Source organism: Glutamicibacter endophyticus (assembly GCF_048457885.1).
Classification (GTDB): Bacteria; Actinomycetota; Actinomycetes; order Actinomycetales; family Micrococcaceae; genus Glutamicibacter; species Glutamicibacter endophyticus.
Window position 1 is genome coordinate 3,052,965 of the sequence record NZ_CP174200.1, and the last position, 24,775, is coordinate 3,077,739.

At 64.2% G+C, this 24,775-nt stretch carries 21 protein-coding genes; 7 read left to right on the forward strand and 14 right to left on the reverse strand.

What is annotated here, in order from left to right; all coding sequences use genetic code 11:
• Positions 1–121: 121 nt before the first annotated feature.
• From ACJD00_RS14270 to ACJD00_RS14280, 3 genes are read left to right on the forward strand one after another with little or no spacing between them, the layout of a single operon-like run.
• A complete protein-coding gene (locus ACJD00_RS14270; RefSeq protein WP_418909341.1) occupies positions 122–1,537 on the forward strand; it encodes an MFS transporter in 1,416 nt (471 codons plus the stop codon).
• Positions 1,537–3,675 (forward strand): molybdopterin oxidoreductase family protein, encoded by a 2,139-nt coding sequence (locus ACJD00_RS14275; RefSeq protein WP_418907570.1) that lies wholly within the window; start codon positions 1,537–1,539, stop codon positions 3,673–3,675. The genes ACJD00_RS14270 and ACJD00_RS14275 overlap by 1 nt, the downstream gene beginning before the upstream one ends.
• Positions 3,672–5,183 carry an FAD-dependent oxidoreductase gene (locus ACJD00_RS14280; RefSeq protein WP_418907571.1) on the forward strand — a complete coding sequence of 504 codons (1,512 nt, stop codon included), beginning with the start codon at positions 3,672–3,674 and terminating at the stop codon, positions 5,181–5,183. Before ACJD00_RS14275 ends, ACJD00_RS14280 begins: the two co-directional genes overlap by 4 nt.
• A gap of 235 nt (positions 5,184–5,418) precedes the next feature.
• Here the strand turns inward: ACJD00_RS14280 and ACJD00_RS14285 are convergent, their stop codons facing one another.
• Together ACJD00_RS14285 and nirD are read right to left on the reverse strand one after the other, a co-directional pair.
• On the reverse strand, positions 5,419–5,556 hold the full coding sequence (locus ACJD00_RS14285) for a hypothetical protein (RefSeq protein WP_418907572.1): 138 nt from the start codon (positions 5,554–5,556) through the stop codon (positions 5,419–5,421).
• The gene (gene nirD / locus ACJD00_RS14290) at positions 5,553–5,930 is read right to left on the reverse strand and encodes a nitrite reductase small subunit NirD (protein ID WP_309409562.1); all 378 of its coding nucleotides are present in this window, start codon (positions 5,928–5,930) and stop codon (positions 5,553–5,555) included. The genes ACJD00_RS14285 and nirD overlap by 4 nt, the downstream gene beginning before the upstream one ends.
• 361 nt (positions 5,931–6,291) lie before the next feature.
• Between nirD and nirB the strand changes: the two genes are divergently transcribed.
• Positions 6,292–8,913 carry a nitrite reductase large subunit NirB gene (gene nirB / locus ACJD00_RS14295; protein ID WP_418907573.1) on the forward strand — a complete coding sequence of 874 codons (2,622 nt, stop codon included), beginning with the start codon at positions 6,292–6,294 and terminating at the stop codon, positions 8,911–8,913.
• A 12-nt stretch (positions 8,914–8,925) separates the two neighbouring features.
• Here the strand turns inward: nirB and ACJD00_RS14300 are convergent, their stop codons facing one another.
• From ACJD00_RS14300 to ACJD00_RS14335, 8 genes are all read right to left on the reverse strand, one after another.
• Entirely contained in the window at positions 8,926–9,195 is a 270-nt protein-coding gene (locus tag ACJD00_RS14300; RefSeq protein WP_418907574.1) for a DUF6457 domain-containing protein, read from the reverse strand.
• Between the two features lie 20 nt (positions 9,196–9,215).
• Positions 9,216–9,812, reverse strand: a complete 597-nt coding sequence (gene mobA, locus ACJD00_RS14305) for a molybdenum cofactor guanylyltransferase (protein WP_418907575.1) — start codon at positions 9,810–9,812, stop codon at positions 9,216–9,218.
• Positions 9,809–11,047, reverse strand: a complete 1,239-nt coding sequence (gene glp / locus ACJD00_RS14310) for a gephyrin-like molybdotransferase Glp (protein ID WP_418907576.1) — start codon at positions 11,045–11,047, stop codon at positions 9,809–9,811. Before glp ends, mobA begins: the two co-directional genes overlap by 4 nt.
• A 66-nt stretch (positions 11,048–11,113) precedes the next feature.
• Positions 11,114–11,911 carry a xanthine dehydrogenase accessory protein XdhC gene (gene xdhC, locus ACJD00_RS14315; RefSeq protein WP_418907577.1) on the reverse strand — a complete coding sequence of 266 codons (798 nt, stop codon included), beginning with the start codon at positions 11,909–11,911 and terminating at the stop codon, positions 11,114–11,116.
• Positions 11,908–14,268, reverse strand: coding sequence for a xanthine dehydrogenase molybdopterin binding subunit (gene xdhB, locus ACJD00_RS14320; RefSeq protein WP_418907578.1), 2,361 nt, complete (start codon positions 14,266–14,268; stop codon positions 11,908–11,910). The genes xdhC and xdhB overlap by 4 nt, the downstream gene beginning before the upstream one ends.
• A complete protein-coding gene (locus tag ACJD00_RS14325; protein WP_418907579.1) occupies positions 14,265–15,770 on the reverse strand; it encodes a xanthine dehydrogenase small subunit in 1,506 nt (501 codons plus the stop codon). Before ACJD00_RS14325 ends, xdhB begins: the two co-directional genes overlap by 4 nt.
• 348 nt (positions 15,771–16,118) lie before the next feature.
• Positions 16,119–17,639, reverse strand: a complete 1,521-nt coding sequence (locus ACJD00_RS14330; RefSeq protein ID WP_418907580.1) for an NCS2 family permease — start codon at positions 17,637–17,639, stop codon at positions 16,119–16,121.
• Positions 17,640–17,652: 13 nt separating this feature from the next.
• Positions 17,653–18,135: a nucleoside deaminase gene (locus ACJD00_RS14335; RefSeq protein WP_309409586.1), complete on the reverse strand. Its 483-nt coding sequence runs from the start codon at positions 18,133–18,135 to the stop codon at positions 17,653–17,655.
• Positions 18,136–18,407: 272 nt separating this feature from the next.
• On the opposite strand from ACJD00_RS14335, the gene mmuM reads away from it, so the two are divergent.
• Together mmuM and moaA are read left to right on the forward strand one after the other, a co-directional pair.
• The gene (gene mmuM / locus ACJD00_RS14340; protein ID WP_418907581.1) at positions 18,408–19,370 is read left to right on the forward strand and encodes a homocysteine S-methyltransferase; all 963 of its coding nucleotides are present in this window, start codon (positions 18,408–18,410) and stop codon (positions 19,368–19,370) included.
• 111 nt (positions 19,371–19,481) lie between these two features.
• Entirely contained in the window at positions 19,482–20,525 is a 1,044-nt protein-coding gene (moaA, locus tag ACJD00_RS14345; protein ID WP_418907582.1) for a GTP 3',8-cyclase MoaA, read from the forward strand.
• On the opposite strand, the gene ACJD00_RS14350 is transcribed toward moaA, so the two are convergent.
• From ACJD00_RS14350 to fdhD, 4 genes are all read right to left on the reverse strand, one after another.
• A complete protein-coding gene (locus ACJD00_RS14350; RefSeq protein ID WP_418907583.1) occupies positions 20,522–21,358 on the reverse strand; it encodes a hypothetical protein in 837 nt (278 codons plus the stop codon). The two genes, moaA and ACJD00_RS14350, sit on opposite strands and share 4 nt — an antisense overlap.
• Positions 21,359–21,632: 274 nt before the next feature.
• Positions 21,633–22,046, reverse strand: coding sequence for a molybdenum cofactor biosynthesis protein MoaE (locus ACJD00_RS14355; RefSeq protein ID WP_309409593.1), 414 nt, complete (start codon positions 22,044–22,046; stop codon positions 21,633–21,635).
• Complete coding sequence (locus ACJD00_RS14360) at positions 22,043–23,251, reverse strand: ThiF family adenylyltransferase (RefSeq protein WP_418907584.1); 1,209 nt, start codon at positions 23,249–23,251, stop codon at positions 22,043–22,045. Before ACJD00_RS14360 ends, ACJD00_RS14355 begins: the two co-directional genes overlap by 4 nt.
• Before the next feature lie 141 nt (positions 23,252–23,392).
• Positions 23,393–24,217: a formate dehydrogenase accessory sulfurtransferase FdhD gene (fdhD, locus tag ACJD00_RS14365; protein WP_309409595.1), complete on the reverse strand. Its 825-nt coding sequence runs from the start codon at positions 24,215–24,217 to the stop codon at positions 23,393–23,395.
• Between the two features lie 294 nt (positions 24,218–24,511).
• On the opposite strand from fdhD, the gene ACJD00_RS14370 reads away from it, so the two are divergent.
• Positions 24,512–24,772, forward strand: coding sequence for a MoaD/ThiS family protein (locus ACJD00_RS14370; protein WP_418907585.1), 261 nt, complete (start codon positions 24,512–24,514; stop codon positions 24,770–24,772).
• Positions 24,773–24,775 lie beyond the last annotated feature (3 nt).

Consider the following 24,775-nt stretch of genomic DNA (forward strand, 5'->3'; position numbering starts at 1 on the left):
CCTTGCTCTCCACACGACACGATTCGGTGACGAAAAATTGTCATTGGTGCAATACGCTCTGCACGCTCATGAAATACCGCTCTGGAATGCTCGAAGCATCATCCACGAGTGAAAGGCAACGATTCGCGTGAGCGCCCAGCTAGAGTCAGAAACGCAAACAACCGCCACTCTGCCAGCATCAACCACTTCCCTGATGATGACCAAGGGCCGGTGGGTCCACAACTGGGATGCGGAGAACCCAGAATTCTGGGAAGGTATCGGTCAACGTACCGCAGCTACGAACCTTCGGTGGTCGATCTTTGCCGAATTCCTAGGCTTCGTAGTGTGGCAACTCTTCGCCATTATCGCCGTATATCTGCCGGCCGCAGGCTTCGACTACAGCACCTCACAGCTATTCTGGCTGATCTCCATGCCTAGCCTCATCGGTGCAACACTGCGCATTCCTTACACCTTCATGGTGGCCCGATTCGGCGGGCGCAACTGGACCATCGTTTCGGCGCTGCTTTTGCTCATCCCGGCACTGGGACTGGCCTTCGCGGTGTCCAACACGAGTACTCCATTCTGGCTGATGCTCACGCTGGCCGGGCTGGCCGGATTCGGCGGGGGTAACTTCGCCTCCTCGATGGCCAACATCACCTACTTCTACCCGGCCTCGCAAAAAGGGTGGGCACTGGGACTCAATGCGGCAGGCGGCAACCTGGGCGCCGCGGTGGCCCAGCTGATCGTCCCTGTAGCCATCACGATCTTCGCCGCTGGCTCGCTGCAGTTGCCGCTGGCCGGGTTCATCTGGGTTCCGTTGATCATCGTTGCTGTTTTCGGTGCCTGGCGTTCAATGCACAACCTCAGCACGGCTCGTTCCGATGTGCGTGGTGCGCTGAACAGTCTGCGTGAACCGCATTTGTGGATCATCGCGACCCTCTATATCGGCACCTTTGGTTCTTTTATCGGTTTCTCGGCCGTCTTCCCCAAGCTTATTGCGGACACCTTCCCGGAATTCTCCGCATTTGCCCTCGGCACGGCCACCGTTTCCCTAGCTTTTCTTGGTCCGTTGGTTGGGTCGCTGTCTCGCCCCTACGGCGGTAAGCTCGCCGACCGTTTCGGTGGAGCACGCATCACCCTATGCTCATTCGCCGTAATGGCCGCGGTCACCGTGGCCCTGGTCTTGCTATTGCCTACGTTGAATTTCTGGATGTTCCTGGGCTTGTTCCTCGTGCTCTTCACCACCAGCGGTATCGGCAACGGTTCGACCTACCGGATGATCCCGGCCGTCTTCGCCATCAATGCGATACGAGCAGGTGACACCAGCGAAGCGCGGATGAACGGTGCGCGCACCTCCGCAGCCGCGCTCGGACTCATCTCCGCCTTCGGTGCCTACGGCGGGTTCTTGGTCCCCCAGTCACTGAACCTCTCGATCACTACCAGCGGGAGCTACGTCCCCGCATTCAGCGGCTTCGTATTGGTCTACTTGGCGCTCATGGCGCTGACCTACGCCTGCTACGTTCGCCGCAGCAGCATCTTTGCCGCTCAAGGAGTCTAATGTCGCACAGCACCAGCTCCACCGACACCCACTGTCCCTACTGCGCACTTCAATGCGGTATCTCGCTGACGCCCACCCCGGGTCCCGAGGCCGCAACACCTGTCGCATTGCAGGGACGCAACTTCGAAACAAATGGTGGGGCACTCTGCCGCAAGGGATACAGTGCCGCCGAACTACTGGCGCATCCCGAACGGCTTAGCGCCCCGCTAGCCCGACAAGCCGACGGCTCGTTTGCCGCCGTTGAGTGGGATGAAGCTCTGGATCTGGTGGCGCACAAGGTGCGTGCTTTGCAGGCAAGTCATGGGCCGGATTCGGTGGCGGTCTTCGGTGCCGGCGGATTGACCAATGAGAAGGCCTATCAACTAGGCAAGTTCGCGCGGCTGGCGCTGGGAACCTCGCGGATCGACTACAACGGGCGCTTCTGCATGTCCTCGGCGGCGGCCGCCACCAACCGTGCCTTCGGGTTAGACCGCGGTTTACCTTTTCCCCTGCGGGATCTGAATTCGGCCGCGATGATTCTGATGCTCGGCTCCAACGTGGCCGAAACCATGCCACCCTTCGTCCGTCACCTCGACGGCGCCCGGGAGGCAGGCGGCTTGATTGTGGTCGACCCACGGCGCTCCGCCACCGCACAGCTCAGCGAGAACGGGGCCGGATGGCACCTGCAGCCCACCCCGGGCAGCGACCTGCCGCTCCTTCTCGCGCTAAGTCACGTGCTCCTGACCGAGAACTTGGCCGATGCTCGCTACCTCGAGGAACGCACCGCGGGTCTTGCCGCGTTGCGTACCTCGCTCAATGCCTGGTGGCCCGAACGGGTCGCAACGCTGACCGGAGTACCCGCCGCGCAGATCCGTCGGACCGCCCGCGCGCTGGCAGCCGGTGCAGAGCGCGCTAAGCAGGGCGGCGCCCCGGTATTCATCCTGACCGGCCGCGGCGTCGAGCAGCATGAAAACGGCACCGATACCGTTAGTGCCGCCATCAATCTTGCCCTGTTACTGGGACTGCCGGGAACCCGCGCCGGCGGCTATGGCACCATCACCGGCCAAGGCAACGGCCAAGGCGGTCGAGAACATGGTCAGAAGTGCGACCAATTGCCCGGGTACCGCAAGATCAGCGACCCGGCACACCGCGCACATGTGGCCGCGGTCTGGGGTGTGGCGCCCGAGCAAATCCCGGGCCCAGGCCTTCCCGCAACCGAGCTATTGCGCACCCTGGGTACCCCCGGTGGCTCGCGCATTCTGCTGGTGCACGGTTCAAACCCGGTTATTTCGGCCCCCGATGCCGGCAACGTGTTGCGGGCGCTGCGCCGCCTAGATTTCCTCGTGGTCTGCGATTTCTTCCTTTCCGAAACGGCCGCCGAAGCCGACCTCGTGCTCCCGGTGTTGCAGTGGGCCGAGGAAGAAGGCACCATGACCAATCTCGAGGGCCGCGTGCTGCGACGCCGCGCGGCGCTGACCGCACCGGCGGGGGCCCGCAGCGAACTGTGGATCATGTCCCAGCTCGCCGAACGCCTAGACGCCCCGGGACATTTTTCCGATGATCCCCGCGAAGTCTTCGACGAATTGCGCCGGGCGTCGGCCGGTGGCCTGGCCGACTACTCGGGTGTGAGCTGGAGCGCGGTGCAATCCGGGCAACCGGTGTACTGGCCCTGCCCGACAGGTGGCGACCCGGGAGGCACGCCACGCCTGTTCCTCGACCGTTTCGCGCACCCCGACGGCAAGGCCCGGCTGATACCGGTCACCGCCCATGGCGCGACGGAAGCCGTCGACGCCAACCAGCGGCTGTGGCTCATCACCGGTCGACTACTGGAGCATTACCAGTCTGGGGTCCAAACTCGCCGCGTAGCCCAGTTACAGGCAGCCGCCGATCAAGGCTTGCTGGAAATCCACCCGTCCACCGCCCGGGCCCACGGCATTATCGATGGCCAGCCGGTCCGCGTGAGCAACGATCGTGGCACCGTGACCGCACGCGCCCGATTTAGCCCGGAGTTGCGTTTAGACACCGTGTTTCTGCCCTTCCACTTCCCGGGTGAAAACAACGCCAATCTGCTGACCCGGGACGACGTTGACCCGCACAGCGCCATGCCCGAGTTCAAGAACGCCGCCGTGCGACTGACCCCTTTGGAGAGCCGCGAATGAGTCACACTCCCAGCGAAAGAATTCTGATCATCGGTTTTGGGCCGGTGGCCGCCTCACTCATCGAGGGGTTGCTACCGGGCGTCAGCGCCGGGCAGATCGAGCTGACCGTGCTCGGTGCCGAACCGCAGCCAGCCTACAACCGGGTGCTGCTCGCCGAGGTCGCCGTGGGAAGCACGCGGACCGAACATCTGATGCTGAGCGATCTGAACCGGCTGCGCGACGCCGGGGTGCACGTGCTCTGCGGCTACACCGCAACCCGTGTGGACCGGGCTCGTCGCAAGGTGCACCTGGCTACCGGAGAGCCGCTGAGCTACGACCGGTTGATCTTCGCAACCGGTGCCCGCGCAATGATTCCCTCGCTGCACGGCGTGAACTTCGACCCCCACACCGAACCCGACCTGCCCGAAGGGGTATTGGCCCTACGCACCCTCGAGGACGCGTTGTCGTTGCAGAAGGTCTTGGCGCGACGCGGACGAGTGCTTATTCTCGGTGGCGGCATTCTCGGACTCGAGGCCGCCCTAGCCATGGCAACGGCCGGGCACACGCCGGTGCTTATTCACCACGGCCCGGCACCGCTGGGTCGCATGATGGATGCCGACGGCGGCCGGCTCCTGTTGCGCCAACTGAGCGAAGCCGGCGTTGAGGTGCACAGCCAGGTGCGTGCCACCGGAGTGCGGCTCAACGAGAACGGATTCGCCGCACTCGGTACCGAAACCCACGGGGAAATCACCGGCGACGCGCTGCTCATTTCCACCGGCGTGCGAGCACGCACCGAGTTGGCGGCCGGTTGCGGCCTCGAAGTGGGCCGCGGAATCAAGACGGACGAGTACCTCTGCGCCGACGCAGAACACCGGATCTTCGCTCTCGGCGACTGTGCCGAGGTCGCCGGCACCGCACCCGCTGGACTGTTGGCCCCGGGTTGGGCGCAGGCCGGGTGGCTGGCCAACTACTTGCTGACACACCGGGCTCCACGCCCGGACCGGGCGCCGGAACCCCAATCGGCGCTGACCCCACCCTCACCGTTCACTGCCAGTCAGGTGCTCATGCTCAAGGGCCAGGGCCTGGAGCTGACCGCCGCCGGGGACATCGACTCACCGCTCTTCGCCGAGGACGGGCGCGACGTCATGGTCTTCGCCGACCCATCGCGCGGATGCTATCTCAAGCTTGTCACCCGCGATTCGGTGGCTCTAGGGTTCGTCGCCTTAGGGTTGCCGCGCACCAGCGCCGAAGTGGTGCTGGCCTTCGAACGCGGGGCCGCGCTACCCGAGGACCGTTCGCTACTGCTGCGCCTCGATGATCCGGGCCTGCCGGAACCCACCGCGGCTGCCGCCGATGAAGACACCCTATGTCGTTGCTCGGGGGCAACCTACGGAGATGTGGCACATGCCGTTTCCGAGGGCTGCGAAACCGTGGCTGAAGTGGGTGAGAGTTGCCGTGCCGGAACCGGTTGCGGTGGCTGCCGCGAGAAGATCGAGCAGATGCTTCAGCGCGTAGCCATCCCCGCCTAAGCAGCTTGCCTCACCGCGATCTGCGCAAAGCTGCCACCTGGCGGAGCGCTACGTTTCCCGTGCACGGTGTCGGTAGCGATGACCGTTTTCTACTGCCCCAAGGGTGCCAGTTCCCGCGACCAAGCTCGGGCCAGCGGCGGGAACTCGCATTCGGCCGACTCTTCACAAGCCAGGCACGTTAAACTCCTGAGGACCCGCCATGCGGGTCCTCAGGAGTTTGTTCTAGGGATTCGGGCTAGGTCGAGTAGCCCAGCTTGGCTCGGCTGGCGGAAGTCTGCGCCTCAAAGCGCACTTCGCGTTCCTCGGGTACCTCGTACCATCCCTGCCACGCGGTATGTTCGACGGGGGTCGCCGTGCTCGGTCGAGTACTCATGCGCCCTGCTCCATCCAGATCCAACCATCACGTTCGGTGACCTCATACACGGCCAAGGCTTCGGTGTCGGCGTTCAAGCAAATGCCGGTGTCCAGCCGGTACACCTCTTTGTGCAACGGGCAGGCGATGGTATCCACGCGTTGTCCCTCAATGGTCGCGTCTCCGAGGATCCCCCGGGCCATCACCTTGGCTCCTAGGCTCGGGCAGTGGTGAGAGGCCGCGTAGAAGCGCCCCGCTTCGGTCCGGAACAACGCGATCTGGCGACCCTCCAGCCAAGCTGCTTCGCCCCAGCCCGGAAGCAGGTCGGAGCTACGACAAATTGGGGCCGCTTCCTGCGACTCAGCGATGACATTTTCGATGGTTTGTGCGCTCATCTGTGCATTCCTTTCAGCGGATTGATCCGATTGATTTCGAGCTTAATCCGTAAATGTTTCGATGGACACGTTCCTCAGTTGCCGTCGCGTAAACCATATTTCACGTCCTGTCACGAGCCTCGTTAGACCCGATAATCCCCGAAATATCGGGGTTCTTACCACCGCCACCCAGTGTTGGCCCGTACGTCTGCGCGGTTCATGAGTCCATTGTGTTACGCCCGGCTCACCACCGCTCACCGACCGGTCAGAGGAATTTGCTGTGACCGAAACATCTGGGTAATTCCGGGGCAAACATGAATTTATAGGCTTTTCGCAACGAAACAAACCCCTTCAGGAAAAACGAGCGATAGTGGGAGAGACCATGGGCGCACAGAGCGTTGAACGCAGCATCATCGTGATCGGCGGCGGCCCCGCCGCGCACCGATTTACCGAGGCACTCGCCAGCCGTGCACCGAGCGGGGTGCACCTGAGAGTACTCACCGAGGAAAAGCACCTGCCCTACGACCGCGTGGCTCTTTCCCAGGCGCTCACCGCCCCGGATGTTGACCTCACCCTGGGCGATGCCACCCTATGGGAGGCACAGAACATCACCCTAGAGACCAATGCTCAGGTGACCGAGCTGGATCCCGCCAAGCGCCAGGTGCGCACCGCCGATGGACGCTGCTTCGAGTACGACGAATTGGTCCTGGCCACCGGTTCCAACGCGGCACGGCTACCCATCGAGGGGGCCGAGTACACGCACGTCTATCGCACGCTGGAGGATGTCTGGGGCATCGCCGATTCGGTCCGTGAGCTGGGCCAGTCGTTGGGCCGCGCACCGGTGGTGGCCACCATTGGTGGTGGCCTGCTCGGGCTGGAAGCCGCCGCCGGTGCCAAGGCGTTGGGCGCCGAGGCGCTGATTATCGACGGCGGCAAGTGGCTCATGGGTAATCAGCTCGACGAGGGAGCCGGTCAGGCGCTCGGCCGACTGATCGACGAGACCGGCCTGCTGGTTCACGGTGGTGTCTTCCCGAAGAGCATCCTTGTCGACGAGGAAAGCCAGAGTCCGTCCGTGCGCGGTGTACTGATGGCCGACGATCGCACCATCGACGCGGATATGGTCGTGGTCTCCATTGGTGTTCGCCCCCGCGACGAACTGGCCCGCGGCTACAACGAACGCGTCGAGTCTGGCGAACTTTCCGGACCGGCCTTCGGTATCGGCCCGCGTGGTGGCGTTGAGATCGACGCGACCTGCGCGACCGCGGTCCCACATATTTGGGCCATCGGTGAAGTCGCCAACTTCGAGGGAATGTGTATCGGCCTGGTGGCCCCGGCCAACGCGATGGCCGAGGTGGTCGCCGACCGGTTGCTGGGCGGCAGCGCCGAATTCACCGGATTCGATACCGCCACCAAGCTCAAGCTTTCCGGAGTGGATGTGGCCAGCTTCGGCGACGCCTTCGCCCGCGCGGAGGGTGCGCTCGAGGTGGTTTACGCGGATGCGCCACGCGGGCTGTACCAGAAGCTGGTGGTCTCCGCCGACGCCAAGGTCCTGCTCGGCGGCATCTTCGTAGGCGACGCGACGCCATACCAGTCACTACGGCCGTTGCTGGGCCGCGAACTGCCCGGCGAACCCGGCGCGTACCTCTCGGCCCTCGGCGGCGAGGTGCCCGATGGAGAACTGCCCGACGATGCGGTGTTGTGCTCCTGCAACAACGTTTCGGCCGGCGCAATCCGAGATGCGGTCGGCGGTTGCGGTAGCTGCGAGGGCAAGGAGCCGGTCACCAAGCTCGCCGAGCTCAAGGGCTGTACCAAGGCCGGCACCCAGTGCGGTTCCTGCGTTCCGATGCTCAAGAAGCTCATGGAAGCCGAGCTGCGCAAGAACGGCGCCGAGGTCTCCTCGGCCATGTGTGAACACTTCGAATTCTCCCGCGCCCAGCTCTTCGAGGCGGTACGCCTGGCCGGCCTGCACACCTTCGGCGAGGTTATGGAACGCTTCGGTACCGGCGCCGGATGCGATATTTGCAAGCCCGTGATCGCCTCGGTGCTCTCCTCGCAGACCTCGGCCCACCCCATGGAGGCGGGACTGGCCGGCGCGCAAGACACCAACGACCGCGTGATGGCCAATATGCAAAAGGACGGCACCTACTCGGTGGTGCCGCGTATCCCCGGTGGTGAAATCACCCCGGAGAAGCTGGCGGTGATCGCCCGGGTTGCTCAGAAGTACGGGCTGTACACCAAACTCACCGGCGGCCTACGCATCGACATGTTCGGCGCACGGCTCGAACAGTTGCCGGAGATCTGGCGCGAACTGGTGGAGGCAGGCTTCGAATCGGGCCACGCCTACGGCAAGTCGCTGCGTAACGTCAAAACCTGCGTGGGTTCCTCCTGGTGCCGCTACGGCATGCTCGATTCGGTGGCCATGGGCATTGAGATCGAGTTACGATACCGGGGCCTGCGGGCGCCGCACAAGCTGAAGATGGGTGTCTCGGGCTGTGCCCGCGAATGCGCCGAGGCGCGCGGCAAGGACGTCGGCGTGATCGCCACCGCCGAGGGATGGAACCTGTATGTGGGCGGTAACGGCGGCGCGAACCCGGCCCACGCTCAGCTGCTGGCCGGCGGGCTCGATGACCGCACGCTCTTGCGCTACATCGACCGCTACCTGATGTACTACATCCGCACCGCCGACAAGCTCCAGCGTACGGCGCACTGGGTGCAGGAGCTCGAGGGCGGGATCGACATGGTCCGTTCCGTGGTGGTTGACGATGCGCTCGGCCTGGCGGCGGATCTGGATGAGGCCATGGAACGGCATGTGGAGAACTACGAAGATGAATGGGCCGCCACGCTGGCCGACCCGGAGAAGCTCAAGCGTTTCCGTTCCTTCGTCAACGCACCGAACTTGGCCGACCCGGATCTGGAGTACGTGCCCGAGCGCGGTCAGCACCGTCCGGCCGGGCCGGTGTCACTTGGTTCCACCATTGCGGTGGGTGCTCCGGCCCAGCCGTAGGCTGACGGGTTTTTACTCCTCGGCTTCCTCGGCCCAGCGCCTGGCCCGGGCGTTGAGCTGAGTGGCCAGGGCCTGCAGGTCCGCGTCCTTTCCGGCGCGGGCCACGGCCAGGCCGAGCAGGAAGGTGCTCAGCGGTGCCGCCGGGCGGGCCACGGTATGTGCCACCTGTCCGGCGACACCCAGAATGGTGTCGATATTAACCTCGGAGGTATCCAGCTGGAGCTCTTCGCCGGCGGCCTGCAGCCAGGGAATCAGTGCCTCCGCGGGGAGATGTTCTGCCATGATCGTCGATCCTTTCCTCGTTAACTTTGTGGACTAGATGGTGGAAGATCCTGTGCGCGGGCTGCGGCCAGGGCCTCGGGAGTATCCAGGTCGGCGCAGAGCGCATTCTCGACCGGTAGCCTGCGCAACTCAAGCTCGGCCAGCACGGCGCGCAAGGGCGCGTTGGCCAGCCGCGGACCGAGGGCGGCGCATCCGTCGCGCAGGGCCTGTACCCGGTAGCATCCGGCCAGCCACTGCACCCGCTCGTCCTCGTCGACCAGCACCACACCGTCGGCTCCCGGTTGCTTCATCGCCTCGCGCAGCCGTTCAATGAGCGCACCGGGATGCTGAAGATCGCAGGGTAGGATCATCACCCATTCGGTAGCTACTTGCGGCAATCCGGCGGCGATGGAGGCCAAGGGCCCGGTAAAGGGCGGGTCTTCGCGCACCACCAGATCGGCCTGATCCCCGGTGTGCTCCGGGCCGATCACGATGACCGGGCGAGCCTCGGCGTGGGCGGCGGCGGCCACCACCCGGTCCACGAGCCGCTGGCCGCGCAGCAGCAGCGTGGCCTTCTCAACTCCCCCGAGCCGCCGTGAACGGCCACCGGCGAGCACCAGCGTCGAACACCAACTCATGGGCACAACCTCAGCACCGTGACGGTGTCCCCGACCGCCACCTCGGCGCGTTCGGGTTCCACCAGTGCGTAACCCTGAGCCGCCCCGAAACCGCCGACCGAATGTGAAATTCGGGTGGCCGCGACCGCGGGCAGGCAGCGCAGCGTCGGTCCCGGTTCGAAGATGACCGGCAGGACCTGCCAGCGTCCCGGCGCCGAACGCCAGCCGAGGGCCGCCGTGGCTTGCAGGGTGGGGGTCAACGGCTGGCTGGCCCCCTGTATGGCGCGCAGGGCCGGGCGGACGAAGAGTTCAAAGCTCGCCGCGGCGCTGACCGGGTTGCCGGAGAGCGCGAAGATGAAGGCCCCGTTGGACAGCCGTCCGGCCGCCTGATGCTGCCCCGGGCGCATCGCGACGCGCAGCTGCCGCACTACCGGCTCGTCGATCAGCGCGGCGCGCATGACATCGTGGGTTCCCGGCCCTATCCCGCCGGTGGTGATGATGACCTCGTGCTGCTGGGCCAGCTCATCCAGTAGCGCTTGCACCTGCGCCAGTTCATCCGGGCAATGCCGCACGCTGACCTGAGGGATCCCGGATTCGGCGAGAAGTCCGGCGATAAGTTGCGAATTGGATTCGGGGATCTGCCCGCGGCGCAGCGTGCTGCCGGGGGCGGCCAACTCGGCCCCGGTGACCAGCACCGCCACGCGCGGTGCCCGGTGCACAAGCACCTCGTGCACCCCGGCGGCGGCCAGCGCCGAGCGACGCACCGCGCTGAGTTCATCTCCCGCCCGGGCCACCGTGGCCCCGGCGAGCAGATCTTCTCCGGCCGCGCGCACCTCTTGACCGGCGGGCACCTCGGCGGTGAGCGATACGTGATGCTGCGCCCACTGCCCCGGCCCGGATTCGCCGCTGGTGTGTTCCACCCGGACGATGGTGTCCGCGTCGCTGGGCAGCGGCGCACCGGTCATAATACGCACCGCCTGCCCGGCGGCCAACGGCGGATCCCAGTCGCTGCCGGCGGCCACCTCGCCGAGCACCTGAAGGCTCACCGGTGCCGCGTCACTGGCACCGTAAGTGTCCGCGCTGCGTAACGCGTAACCATCCATCGCCGAATTGTCCCAGAGCGGCAGCGAGTGCACGGCGCTGACATCTTCGGCCAGAATCAGCCCCTGGGCGGCAGAAAGCGGCAGGCGCTGCACCTCGGTGCGGCCGATGCGCTGCATAATCCAGTCACGGTGTTCCTGCGGGCTAACCCCCATGCCGGGCTACCTTTCGTCGACGTCACTTGTAGTATCGCACTCGAAGGTCGCCGTCGGGACGAAAGATTACGCGGCCGTGGGTGCGCGCCGAGCGAGCAGTTCGGCGGCCACCGAAACCGCGATCGTTGCCGGCTGTTTGCCCGCCACTTCGGGGATTCCGATGGGGCATTGGATCCGTTCGATGGTGGCCCGGTCGTGGCCGAGTTCGCCGAGCTTCTTAATGAAGCGCTGCCACTTAGCCTTGGACCCAATCAGCCCGATCGAGCCGAGCTGAGGGTGCCGCAGCGCGGCATCACACAGGTGCAGGTCCTCGGCGTGATCGTGGGTCATGATCAGCACGTCGGTCCCGGCCGGCAGCCGTGAGATGGCCTCCTCACCGAGCACCGCGACCTCCGCATGAATGCGGGCCACCGCCGGTTCCAGCACCGGCAACGCATCGAGGAACTCGGGCCGCGAATCACTCAACATCAGATCGAGGTCGTGACGCGAGAGAATGCGTGCCAGTTCCAGCCCCACATGCCCCACCCCGAAGATCGCCACGGTGTGGGCCTGAGCCAGTGGTTCGAGCAAAATGCTCACCTCGCCTCCACAGCACTGACGGCCGTATTTCGCCGGTGCCTTGTCGTTGAGCCGCAGCTCGAGCAGTTCGGGGGTGCGGACCGACTCGTTGAGCATTTCGCGGGCCCGGTTGACCGCCACCATTTCGAGATTGCCGCCGCCGATGGTTTCGTAGATTTCATCGGCGGCGACCACCATTTTCGCCCCGGCCTCGCGCGGGGCGTGGCCCCGCACGGCGGCCAGGGTGACCAGCACCGCCGCGCGCCGCTCGCCACGTAATCGGGCGACGGCGTCGATCCAGGTCATGACGTGGCGCTCGCGGCCTCTGCCACGGCTGGTTCGCGCACCGACTCGATCGCCCAGAACACCGCTTCGGGAGTGGCCGGCGAGGCCAACTCGACGCTCGCCTCGGGGGCGCCGAAGGCAGCCACCGCCTGGCGCAGCGCCTCGCGGACCGAGAAGGCCAACATCAGCGGCGGCTCGCCCACGGCCTTGGAACCGTACACGGCTCCTTCCTCATGGGCCTTGTCCAGCAACGCAATGTTGAATTCCTCGGGCATTTCCGAGAAGCTCGGGATCTTGTAGGTGCTGGCCGCCTGCGTGGCCAGGCGCCCGCGCGTGGGTCGGTCGGAGGTATCCCAGCGCAGATCCTCGAGGGTCATCCACCCGGCACCCTGCACGAATCCGCCTTCGATCTGTCCGATATCGATCAGCGGGGAGAGCGAATCTCCCACGTCATGCACGATGTCGACGCGACGTAGCGTGTAAGAGCCATCGAAGCGGCTGACCTCGACCTCGCTGGCGGCCACTCCGTAGGCGAAGTACTTAAAGGGTTCGCCGGTCATGATGCTCAGATCCCAGTGCAGCCCCTCGGTTCGGTAGAACCCGGCGGCCGATAGCTGGATCCGCTGGAAGTAGGCGGCCTTGACCAGCTCTTCCCAGCTGATGGTGGCCTTGGTGCTCAGTCCACTGACCACCCCACGCTCGAAGCGCACCTCATGGGCGGGCACCCCGAGCTTCCCGGCGGCGACCTGCGCCAGTCGCGCCTGAATCTGCTCGCACGCGTCCTTGACCGCGCCACCGTTCAGGTCGCTGCCGGAGCTGGCCGCGGTGGCCGAAGTGTTCGGGACCTTATCGGTGCGCGTGGGGGCCAGCCGCACCGTGGACATCGGCACGCCGAGGGTGGTGGCGGCCACCTGCAACATCTTGGTGTGCAGGCCCTGCCCCATTTCCGTTCCGCCGTGCGTAACCAGTACCGAGCCGTCCTTATACACCAGCACGAGGGCCCCGCCCTGATTGAAGGCGGTGAGGTTAAAGGAGATTCCGAATTTCACCGGGGTCAGCGCCAAGGCACGCTTACTGTGCTCGTGGGTGGCGTTGTATTCGGCAATCTCGGCTTCGCGACGCTCAATCTCGGCCTGATCGATAACCTGTTGCCAGGCCGCATCGATCCGGTCCGGGTGGCGTACCGGCTGGTAGTACGGGGTGTCCTGTCCCTCGGTGTAGAAATTGCGCCGACGCAGCTCGCGCGGGGAGAGGCCCAGTCGCGGGGCCACCCGCCCCAAGATGTCCTCCATGACCAGCATGCCCTGCGGCCCGCCGAAGCCGCGGAATGCGGTCTGCGAGGTCTTGTGGCATTTGGCCACCCGACCGTGCACCTTGATATTCGGCACCCAGTAGGCGTTGTCGATATGGCACATGGCGCGGGTGAGCACCGGCTCGGATAGATCCAACGACCAGCCGCCATCGGCGGTGAGCGTGGCGTCGAGGGCGAGAATTTTTCCTTCGGCGGTGAAGCCAATCTTCCAGCGCGAATGGAAGCCATGACGTTTGCCGGTCATCGTCATATCCAGGGTGCGGTTCAACCGCACCCGAACCGGACGCCCGGTCAGCGTGGCGCCAAGGGCGGCCACCGCGGCATAGCCGTGCGGCTGCATTTCCTTGCCACCGAAGGCACCACCCATGCGCAACACCTGCACGCTGATCTGGTGGGCCGGAATGCCCAGCACATGCGAGACGATGTCCTGGGTTTCGGTTGGGTGCTGGGTCGAGGAGTGGATCATGATCTGTCCACCCTCGTCCACGTAGGCCAGCGAGTTCTGGGTCTCGAGGTAGAAATGCTCCTGACCGGCGAACTCAAACTCGCCTTCGAAAATATGCGCCGCGTCCGCGAAGGCGGCCTCGGTGTCGCCCTTGTCGATGACCGGCTGCACGCCGTGGAAGCTGTTCGCGGCGATCGCATCCTGAATGCTGATCAGCGATTCAAGCGCCTCGAATTCGACGGTGACGGCGGCGGCGCCGGCCTTCGCCGCTTCGAGATCTTCGCCGAGTACCCAGGCCAGTGGCTGACCATAGAACATGATCTCGTCGGTGGGCAGCATCGGCTCATCGTGCTTAGCGCCCTGATCGTTGACCCCCGGGATGTCCGCGGCGGTCAGTACCCGGACCACGCCGGGGATGCGCAGGGCCGGTGCAACGTCGAGCGAGATCAGCTTGGCGTGGGCAATGGTGGATTGCACCGGGTAGGCGTGTAGCACGCCGACCATGCGACCGACGAGGTCGTCGGTGTACAGCGCGGTGCCGGTGACGTGGGCGGCCGCGGACTCATGTGCGTGGCTTTCGCCGACGATCGGGTTATGTGGGCGTTGCGAGAGGTGGCTCATGCTAACTGCTCCCCTTTGCTGAAGCCGGTATTCGGAAGTTGTTGGGCGTAGAACCGCTCGAGTGAGGAGGCCAGCATGGCCTTGCGGTAACGCGAACTGGCTCGGTGATCATCCATCGGGGTTCCTTCGTCGCCCATGATCTCGGCGGCCGCCCGGATCGTTTCCAGGCTCCATTCCTTGCCCTCTAGGGCCGCCTCGGTGGCGGTGGCACGCAGCGGGGTCGCGGCCACACCGCCCAGCCCGATACGGGCCTTGGTGATCAGCCCGTCGGAGACACTCACGGCATAGCCGATGGCCACCGAGGAGATGTCGTCGAAACGGCGCTTGGCGATCTTCTGGAAGCTGGTCAGCTCGGCCAGTGGACTCGGGATGCGGATCGCGGTGATCAGTTCGCCGGGCTGGCGCACGGTCTGCCGGTAGCCGGTGAAGTAGTCGGCCAGTGGAACCACGCGTCGCCCGGAGGCGCCGGTGAGTACCAATTCGGCTTCGAGAGCCAGCAATGCCGGCGGGGTGTCACCGATCGGGGACCCGGTGCCCAGGTTGCCACCGATGGTCGCCCCGTTGCGGATCAGGCGGGAGGCAAACTGTGGGAAGAGCTTAGCCAGCAATGGAATCTTGCCGTCCAGGGTGCGCTCTAGTTCGCTGAGCGTCAGTGCAGCACCGATTTCGATGTGATCTGGAGTTTCAATGATCTGGCGCAGCTCTTCAAGCCGGTCGATGGCCACGACGGAGCGGGCACGGGTGCCCTTGATGTTGACCTCAACGCCCCAGTCGGTGCCACCGGCCAGCACGAGGGCATCGGGTTCGTCGGCGAGGATCCGTAGGGTTTCGAAGAGGTTTGCCGGTCGACGGTAGCGTCCCAGTTGCCCGGTGGGGGTATCGGCGCGCAGTATGTCGGTGCTCACGGCGGCCGGGGCCGGTTGCCGGCGGCGTGCGGCGATGGCGTCGTCGGTTTCAGGCTCCCCCAGCGCGTAGGCCGCGTCTTTAATGGGGCGGTACCCGGTGCAGCGGCACAGGTTTCCGGAGAGCGCATGCAAATCGAAGCCGTTGGGACCGCAGTGGTGCTCCTCGCTGGATTCGAGTGCTTGGGCCGCATCGGTCGGTCGCTCGGGCCGGTAGTATTCGGCGGCCATGGAACAGATGAAGCCCGGGGTGCAGTAGCCGCACTGCGATCCGCCGCGCTGGGCCATTTCTTCTTGGACCGGGTGCAGGTCATCGACGCTACCTAGGCCTTCGGAGGTGAGCACCTCTTGACCGTCCAGAGCGGCGGCCGGTAGCAGACAGGCGTTCACGGCGGTCCAGCGGGTTTCCTCGCCGTCCGCGCGGGCGACCAGGATGGCGCAGGCGCCGCATTCGCCTTCGGCGCAGCCTTCCTTGCAACCAATCAGACCCTGCGTGCGCAGGAAGTCGAGGGCGTTGGTGTGGGTGGGACCGTCGAATTCGCGTACGGTTCCGTTAACGGTGATCAGGCACCGGGATTTTTCTGTAGCTTCAGCGGTCATGCCGCCAACCTCCTACGCCCCTGCAACAATCGTCGGGCGCATCGAATGATGGTGTGTGGATGAGAAATGCATCGGTAGCCAAGCGCAGAAAAACGTGCGCGGGCTCGAGCGAAAACTGCTCGTTGGTAGCCGGCTCGAGCCCGCGGACGCGACGGTCTGCGGTGAGGCTCAAGCGTCAGTCGCCGTGGGCGATCTGGCCTTTCGACCAGGCAATGCATCCACCCATGATGGACCTCCTGGAATTTCGAATCTCGGAAAAAGATTTTCAGCTAGGACTAGTGAAGCCCACTACTACCCAGTATGTCAAAGCTCACATCGAACTGGGAAGAGCTTCGGTGACGTGCCCGCTCAGGACAACAGCGTGGTAATCGGGCCGCGCGCAAAGTAAACGAGGAATCCCGCGGCAACGATCCACATCAGCGGGTGAATCTTCCGGTACCGTCCGGCCGCGGTGTTGACCACTACCCAGGCGATGAAGCCCGCGCCGATGCCATTGGCAATGGAATAGGTCAGCGGCATGGTGATCAGCGTCAGGAAGGCCGGCATGGCCGAGGAGAAGCGCTTGAAATTGATCTCCTTGATCTGCGCGCACATCAACGTACCGACCAACACGAGTGCGGCCGCGGCAACCTCGATCGGCACCACGGAGGTCAACGGGGTAAAGAACATCGACCCCAGGAACAGTAGGCCGGTGACGATTGCCGCCAAACCGGTTCGCGCGCCTTCACCAATACCGGCCGCCGAATCCACGTAGACGGTATTTGACGAGGAGGAGCCCATACCGCCGGAAACCGCTCCCAGACCCTCGACGACGAAGGCCGCCTTGAGCCGCGGGAAGGTCCCGTCCTTGTGGGCCAGGCCGGCGTTCTTCGCCAGGCCCGTCATGGTGCCCATGGCGTCAAAGAAGTTGGTGAACACCAAGGTGAACACCAGCATCGTCGCCGCCAGCGCCCCGATGCGGGTAAAGGAGCCAAAGAGGTCAAAGTCTCCGGCCAGCGACATATCCGGTAGCGAGGCAAACTGCCCGGCCAACACCGGGGTATTCAGATGCCAGCCATGCGGATTATCTGCGGTGGCTGGGCCAATCTTCAGCACGGCCTCGGCGATCACGGCGAGCACGGTGGAAATGACAATGCCGATGAGGATCGCGCCCTGCACCCCGCGGGCCACCAGTGCGCCCATGATGAGCAGCCCCACCACGAAGATCATCGTGGGGATGGAGACTATGGAGCCGCTATCGCCTAGTTGCACCGGCGGACCGGCCGGCGTTCGGGTGACGAATCCGGAGTCCACAAATCCGATGAAGGTGATGAACAGCCCGATACCCACCGTGATGGCGGCCTTCAGATCCTTGGGAATGGCATGGAAAATCGCGGTTCGAATTCCGGTGAGTCCGAAAACCACGATGAGCACACCGTTGATCACCACCAACCCCATGGCTTCGGGCCAGGTGACATCCTGAATCACCGACACGGCGAGGAAGGAGTTGATCCCGAGCCCGGCGGCCAATCCAAAGGGAAGGTTTGCCACCAGTCCAAAGAGGATGGTCATGGCCCCGGCCGTCAGGCCGGTCATGGCTCCGACCTGTTCGGCCGGCAACCACCCACCGGCCACATCCACCGGGGCGGCGTCCGCGCTAAAACCGCCGAGGATCAGCGGGTTAAGAATCACGATGTAAGCCATCGTGAAGAAGGTGACGATCCCGCCGCGGAATTCGCGGGCGAGAGTTGAACCGCGCTCGGTGACGCGGAAGTAGGCATCGAGCACGCCGCGCGGGCCGGCGCCACCGGAACCGACGGCTGTGGACCGTGCCGCGCGCGTATTCCCGACCTTGCGGGGTTCTACCTGCGACTGACCTGTCGTCGACATTGTGATCGCACCCTTAGTAGTCGGTGCGGGTTTCGAGGGAGTCCCAAACCTTGAATGGCTTGAGTCGCTCCTCACCATCACCGGCACGTTCGACCGGCATGAGCTTACGGTCAGACTCCGGCTCGAAGTAGTCATAGAACACCGCGTCGTCGAATCCGGCGGCCGCGGCGTCGTGACGGTCGGCGGCGAAGACTACTCGGTCGATGCGGGCCCACAGCGACGAGGCTAGGCACATGGGGCAGGGTTCGCAGCTGGAATAGAGCACACAGCCGCTGAGGTTGAAGGTACCCAATTCCTGGGCGGCGGTGCGGATGGCGACGACTTCGGCATGGGCCGTGGGGTCGTTATTCGCGGTGACGCGGTTGACCCCCTCGAAGGTCCGACCATCCGGTGCGACAACCACCGCTCCGAAAGGTCCGCCGGCATTGCGGACATTGGTGGTGGCGATCTCGATAGCCATGGACAAATAGTCGTGGCCGGTAGTTGCGACACTCATTGCGCGACTCCTCAAATTCTCGATGAGTCCAGCGGCCACGGCCTTGGCAACCCAGGCATCGACGCCGGCCCATCTGCTGAAATGGATCAGTTTCACGCCCGGTAGATAGCGACCCGTAGTCGGGTGCCCGCCATAGACAGTTATCGAGATTAGCAGTGAACTGTGAGCCGCGCCACAGATTTTGGAAAAGTAATTTCGCCGCACGCCATCATCCGATGTCACCGGCCGTTCATCCACTGGGCAGGACAACGCTGGAGGTATAGCCTCGAAGGGTGAGTACCCCCGCATCCGCCGACTCCTTGGCCGCAGCCCTAGCCGCCAATGACCCCCGCCCGTTGCTCCTCGATGGCGGTCTCGGCACGCATTTGGCCGAGCGCGGCAACGACATCACCAGCTCGCTGTGGTCGGCCCACATTTTGCGCGAGAATCCGCACGAGGTTCGCGCGGCCCATCAAGATTTCTTTGCCGCCGGAGCACAGCTAGCCACCACCTGTTCCTACCAGGTCAGTGCGGATGCACTGGCCGCCGCCGGGCTGGATGCGACCCAGGCGCCGGAATTGCTGCGGCGTAGCGTGCAGTTGGCCCGCGCGGCCGCAGAGTTCGATGCTGGAACGAGGCAACGTTGGGTGGCTGCGTCGGTCGGCCCTTATGGTGCTGGCCCGGGGCATGGCACCGAATATGACGGTGCCTACGGGCTCACGCAGGGTGAGCTAGCGACCTGGCATCGTCCTCGTATCGCCAGTCTGGATGCCGCCGGGGCCGACCTGTTGCTGGCCGAAACGGTGCCCAGTCTGCCCGAGGTATCCGCGCTACTCGACGAAGTAGCCGGCACCAAGACCCCGGCAGCGCTGAGCCTGGCCGTGCGCCGCGACGAAACCGGACGGGGCGTGGTGCTCGGAGATGGCAGCACACTTTCACAGGTCGCGCAGGTGATCCGCGAGCGCGGAAACTTGTTGGCCGTGGGCGTGAACTGCGCCCCGGTTTCAGTGGTGCTTGAAGCCCTGGATATCTTGCGTCAGGAACTGGACGCGCCGTTGCTGGCCTACCCGAATGGCGCGGAGATCTGGGACCATCAGGCCCGGCAATGGCGCCCCGGTGGTGTCGAGCCGGACTTACCGGAGGCGGTCGAGACCCTGCTCGCCAGGGGCGTACGCCTGCTCGGCGGGTGCTGCCGGGTCTCCCCGGAACAGATCTCCCGGACTAGCGAAACGCTCATACGCCTTACTCGGTCATGAATCGGCATCTGATGGTGCTTGCGCCTAGTTTGTTCCGGTACCATGAAATGCCCGCTGTGAATTGGGACACGATATCTACGCGAATCTCGCGACGTTTTTGGAGGTGAATCCATGACCACTCTTGAGCCGGATCCTACATGGTCCGATACCCGCGGCCGCGCCCTGCGTGACCTGCGCATTTCGATCACCGATCGCTGCAATTTCCGTTGCGTGTATTGCATGCCCAAGGAGATTTTCGGTCAGGATTTCGTCTTCCGCGACCGCTCGGAGCTACTGAGTTTCGAGGAAATTGAACGCCTAGCGCGCATCGTCGTGGCCCGTGGCGTAACCAAGCTGCGCATCACCGGCGGCGAGCCGTTGCTGCGCCGCGGCGTCGAAGATCTGATCTCCCGACTCGCGGCATTGCACACCCCCGAGGGAGAACCGGTGGATCTGGCCATGACCACCAACGGTTCGGCATTGGCCGTGAAAGCCGCCGCGCTGAAGGAAGCGGGACTGAACCGAGTCACGGTCTCTCTGGATTCACTGCGCGAGGAACGCTTCAAGGCCATCAACGACGTGAACTTCCCGGTGGCCCGGGTACTGAAGGCGATCGACGCGGCCGAGCGCGCCGGGCTGGGCCCGGTGAAAATCAACACTGTTCTCAAACGCGGGGTCAATGACGACGAAATCCTCGAACTCGCCGAACATTTCCGCGGCACCGGACACATTCTGCGCTTCATCGAATTCATGGATGTCGGATCCACCAACGGGTGGAAGCTCGACGAGGTGGTCCCCTCCGCCGAGGTCGTGGAGCGCATTTCGGCGCGATACCCGCTCGAGCCGATGGCCGCCGCCCAAGCTGGTGAGACCGCCAAACGCTGGCGCTATGTGGATGGCGGCGGGGAAATCGGCGTCATCTCCTCGGTGACCGGGGCCTTCTGCGGAAGCTGCACCCGCGCCCGAGTTTCGGCCGAAGGCCAGTTATATACCTGCCTGTTCGCCGCGGAAGGCACCGACCTGCGCGCAATGCTCCGCTCCGGCGCCGACGATGAATACATCGCCAGCGCACTGACTGCGGTCTGGTCAGCACGAGACGACAACTACTCGGAGATCCGTGCGGCACTGGCGCCCGGCAATCGTCGACGCATCGAAATGTCGTATATCGGCGGCTAGTTGCGCTCCCACAGCGCCCCGCGCACCTCGTAGGAAGAATCGACGCAGCCACCGCCGGCCACAATATTGTTGGTTCCGATCTCCCACGCCGTGACGATCCCCATCCCAGCACGGGATATTTCAACGATGCGGGCGGTATGGGTTCCCTGCGTCACCGATTCGACCGCGCAGCTACGCACCGAAGCCCATGCCTCACCATCGAGTGCCGTGTAGGCCAACGAGAGGGGCAACAATAAAGTGGCCGCGACGTAGAACATGACGCGCTCGATCCCACGTACTTTCCGCTCATCACTGGAGGGTCGAAGACCTTTGCGTACCCGGAAGATATTGCGCAGGATGAACAGATCGCTCGGCGCACTAAAGACGAGCGTCGCGGCGGCAATAGCCAGAGCCCAAGCCGGCCCGAATAGCACCAAACCCCACAAGAATCCAATTCCCGGGGCCACCAGATCGAGTAGCAGTGTCACCGACCGTGAATTCTGTTGTCGTATATCCCGATGCCCGAGAAAACGGCGCACTGTGGAACGCACTAGTTTTGGCAAGCTTGAGCCGCTGATCAGGGCATAGAGTAATAAGAACGGCAACTGGTAGCGCAATATGTTATCGATGACCGTATCGATCCAACCCATCGGCCCGAGCAAACGAATGACCTCGCCGGCAATGGCAGAACTCTGCGTGACATAGAAGATCTTTAGAAAAGGAAAGCTGATCACCAACGCGAGGGCGATCATCTGAACCGGCATTTTGCGTGACTTTGTTGGATCCACGCCGAGTTCCTCGGCCAATCCATCGATGTCGGCGTCGTCCGGTTCCTGCTCATCTGCTTCACGCACGATGACCTCCCTCGGGTTAACGGTAATCCCTTTCTGAGGCATCGTAACCGAGCGACGATCGAGACATCCCGTAGCATCCCGAACGACGTACTCGTTATTTCACCAGCCGACCCGAAGCTATCCCCAAGGCATGGCTCAGCTTGCCCATAGACTCCACTTGTAGAGTGGTAATTACCTCATGAAGGTGCGAGTGATGATCTGAAACGGTCCCACTGTCCATCGGACAGTGGGACCGTTTTGGTTAACCCGTCAGCGCCTTAGCGGCGCCCTCTGACTAGAGCCCCACCCATTCACTCGTTCCGGTTTCAAAGTGCTGCCGCTTCCAGATCGGCACCTCGAACTTAATCCGCTCCACCAATTGCTCGAGCGCGGCAAAGGCCTCACCACGGTGTGCGGCGGCGCTGGCCGCCACCAACGCAGCATCACCGATAGCCAGCTCACCCACCCGGTGCACGGCCGCCAAACGCACGCCGCTACGCTCAACTTCCTCGGCGACGATCTGCTTCAGGAAGGCTGTGGCTTGCGGGTGACTAGAGTAGTCCAACCCACGCACCGACTCTCCACCGTCGTGATTGCGCACAATCCCGTGGAACATCACCACGGCGCCAGCGTCTGGCCCGTCAACGGCGGCTCGCACGGCCACCTCATCGATCGACTGGTCGGCAATCAGCGCGTAGTGCTCACTCATAGATTCAGATTCTCCTGGTCTCGTGCGTCCACCAGCGGGCCGCTTTCAATAAATTCTGGGGCCTGCTCTTCGAAGGCAAAGATGCCGCCGATAACGTACCGAGCCCGTAGGCCCCGCCCGGCCACAAGCTGTGCCGCGCGTATGGAGCGTGGCTGCCGGGCACAGTAGATGGTGACCTCGCCGGCCACCTCAAGCTCGGGAAGCGCACGGTCCTGATCGATCGCCTCTTGCAGATCATCGAGCTCGAGAGCGTGCGCTCCGCGGATCCGATGTTCGAGGCGCTCGGCCGGGGTGCGCACATCCAACAGCCACGGCGTATGCCCCGCACGCAGCTGTGCGGCCAACTCGGCAGCCGGCAGCCCCTCCGGTTCGGGGTCGGAGCCACGGCAGAACAGTTCATAGTCAATCAGCTCGGTGACTTGTTGCCCGCCGGGGTCCTTGGCGTATGGGATCTCCCGGGTCCGTGCGGCCAGGGCATCGTAGACCAGAACCCGACCGAGCAATAGGTCGCCTAATCCGGTGATCACCTTCAGCGCCTCGGTGGCGAGCAGACTTCCCACCGTACCGCATAGCCCCGGGAGCACACCTCCGGCAGCACAACTGGGTACCTCGCCGGGATTGGGCGGGTCGGGAAACAGGTCGCGGTATCCCGGCCCGTAGGCGTGCCAGGCCAATCCGACTTGACCGTGGGTGGCCAAAATGGCGCCCCAGACCAAGGGGATATTGTTCAGCTGAGCCGCATCATTGGCCAGGTATCGCGTTGGAAAGTTATCGCTTCCGTCGATCACCAGGTCGTAGTCGGCAAAGATCTCCAGCGCATTCGTGGAATCCAGCCGCACCCGGTGTTCGATAATTTTGACCCCCGGGTCCAAGGCCGTGGCGGCCTGGGCGAGGGATTCGGTTTTGGCCACGCCGAGGTTCGCGGTGGTGTGGGCGACCTGGCGGTGGAGGTTGGATAGCTCCACCACATCGTCATCGACCAGTCCGATGGCGCCCACCCCGGACCCAACCAGGTAGGGGACGCTGGCGCTGCCCAGTCCCCCGGCACCGATCACTAGTACCTTCGCGTTAGCCAGTCGCCGCTGGGCGACCTCGTCGAATCCCGGCAATAGCAGTTGGCGTTGGGCTCGCGCCCGACGGTCATCGTCCAGTTGCGCTGCCGGGTGGACGGCGGGCGGCGGCGCGCCGTGCTCACGTTGCTTCATAGGGCAAAATTCTACGCAGTTCTGGCCCCGGAGTGATTCGCATTACAGCACGTGGCTCCCCACCGTAATGTCTTCGTTCGGGCCTAAGCTCCCCGTGCCACACCCAAGGTCCAGATACCCGGCAAACACCGGCATCAAGGGCTAGTAAATACGATCCGTGTGAGTGTAGAGGTTGACGCTACTGCCGCGCGAAAAGGCCGCCAAAGTCATCTGCGATTCCTCGGCGAGCGCAACGGCCAGCGACGAGGGCGCACTGACGGCGGTCAGTACCGGAATGCCGGCCATCGCGGCCTTTTGAACCAGCTCGAAGGAGGCGCGGCCAGAGACCTGCAGGACGCAATCACGTAGCGGAAGTTTGCCGGAGCGCAGAGCCGCGCCGATGACCTTATCCACCGCGTTATGTCGTCCGACGTCCTCACGGAGGATCAGCAGACGCCCATTGAGATCGAAAAGTCCCGCGGCGTGAACGCCGCCGGTGGAGGAGAACAGTTTCTGGGCATCGCGCAGGGTGTCGGGCATACCCAGCAATACGCCCAGTTCTACCCGTCCCGACTCGAGGTCGAGTTCGTGCGGTGACTTCTTGCGCACCTCATCGATGGAATTCGTGCCGCAGATACCGCAGGCCGAGCTGGTCACCACATTGCGGGCCGCACTCAGATCCGGAACCTCTGCCCCAAAACCCAGTTGCACCTGGATGACGTTATATGTCTGATTTCCCTGCTCATCGGTACCCGCGCAGTAGCGCATGGAGACCAGGTGTTCCGGCGAACGCACGATCCCCTCGGCGACGAGAAACCCGGCCACCAAGTCAAAATCGTCCCCGGGGGTACGCATTGATGTGGTGAACGCGGTCGAACCAAAGCGGATTTCTAGGGGCTCTTCGCCCGCGAGGCGTTCATCCCGGGGCCGGCGTACCCCGTCGGCGGTGGCGCGGATAATCCGCTGGCGCACAATCTTGCGTCCCATACAACTCCTTTGGCGATCTGCGACGTGCTCGCTCGCATTCACCGAAAGTCTACGCATATCCGGGCACGGATCAATCGCAGGATAGCCTGCGAGGCCACCGCTGCACCTGAGGTGCTTGGGGTGCCTGCAGGACGGCAAGTAACCAACGCCAAGCTCGGGCCCGCAACAGAATTCATCCGTGCAGGCCCAGCGGCCAGAACGTTGCGGCGCCCACCCCGCGCACGGTGTGTCAACTCCCGAAACCTCCCGCAACCCGACTCACGGGCACTGTGGCGTGGGCGATAGTATGGCGGCATGACCGAGATCCAAATTCGCTACTTCGCCGCGGCCGCCGAGGCCGCAGGGGTCGAGGAGGAGCGCTGGCCCGCCACGAACACTCTGGCAGAGCTGCGCACCGCGCTCTCCGCTAAATACGGTGCGGCAATGACCAAGGTGTTACGTAGCGGCAGTTTCCTCGTCAACGGGACGGTACGCCGCGACGACGGCGCGCTCGAAGCCGCCGACGGCGGCGCGGCCATCACCGTAGACGTACTACCGCCCTTCGCCGGCGGATAGCAC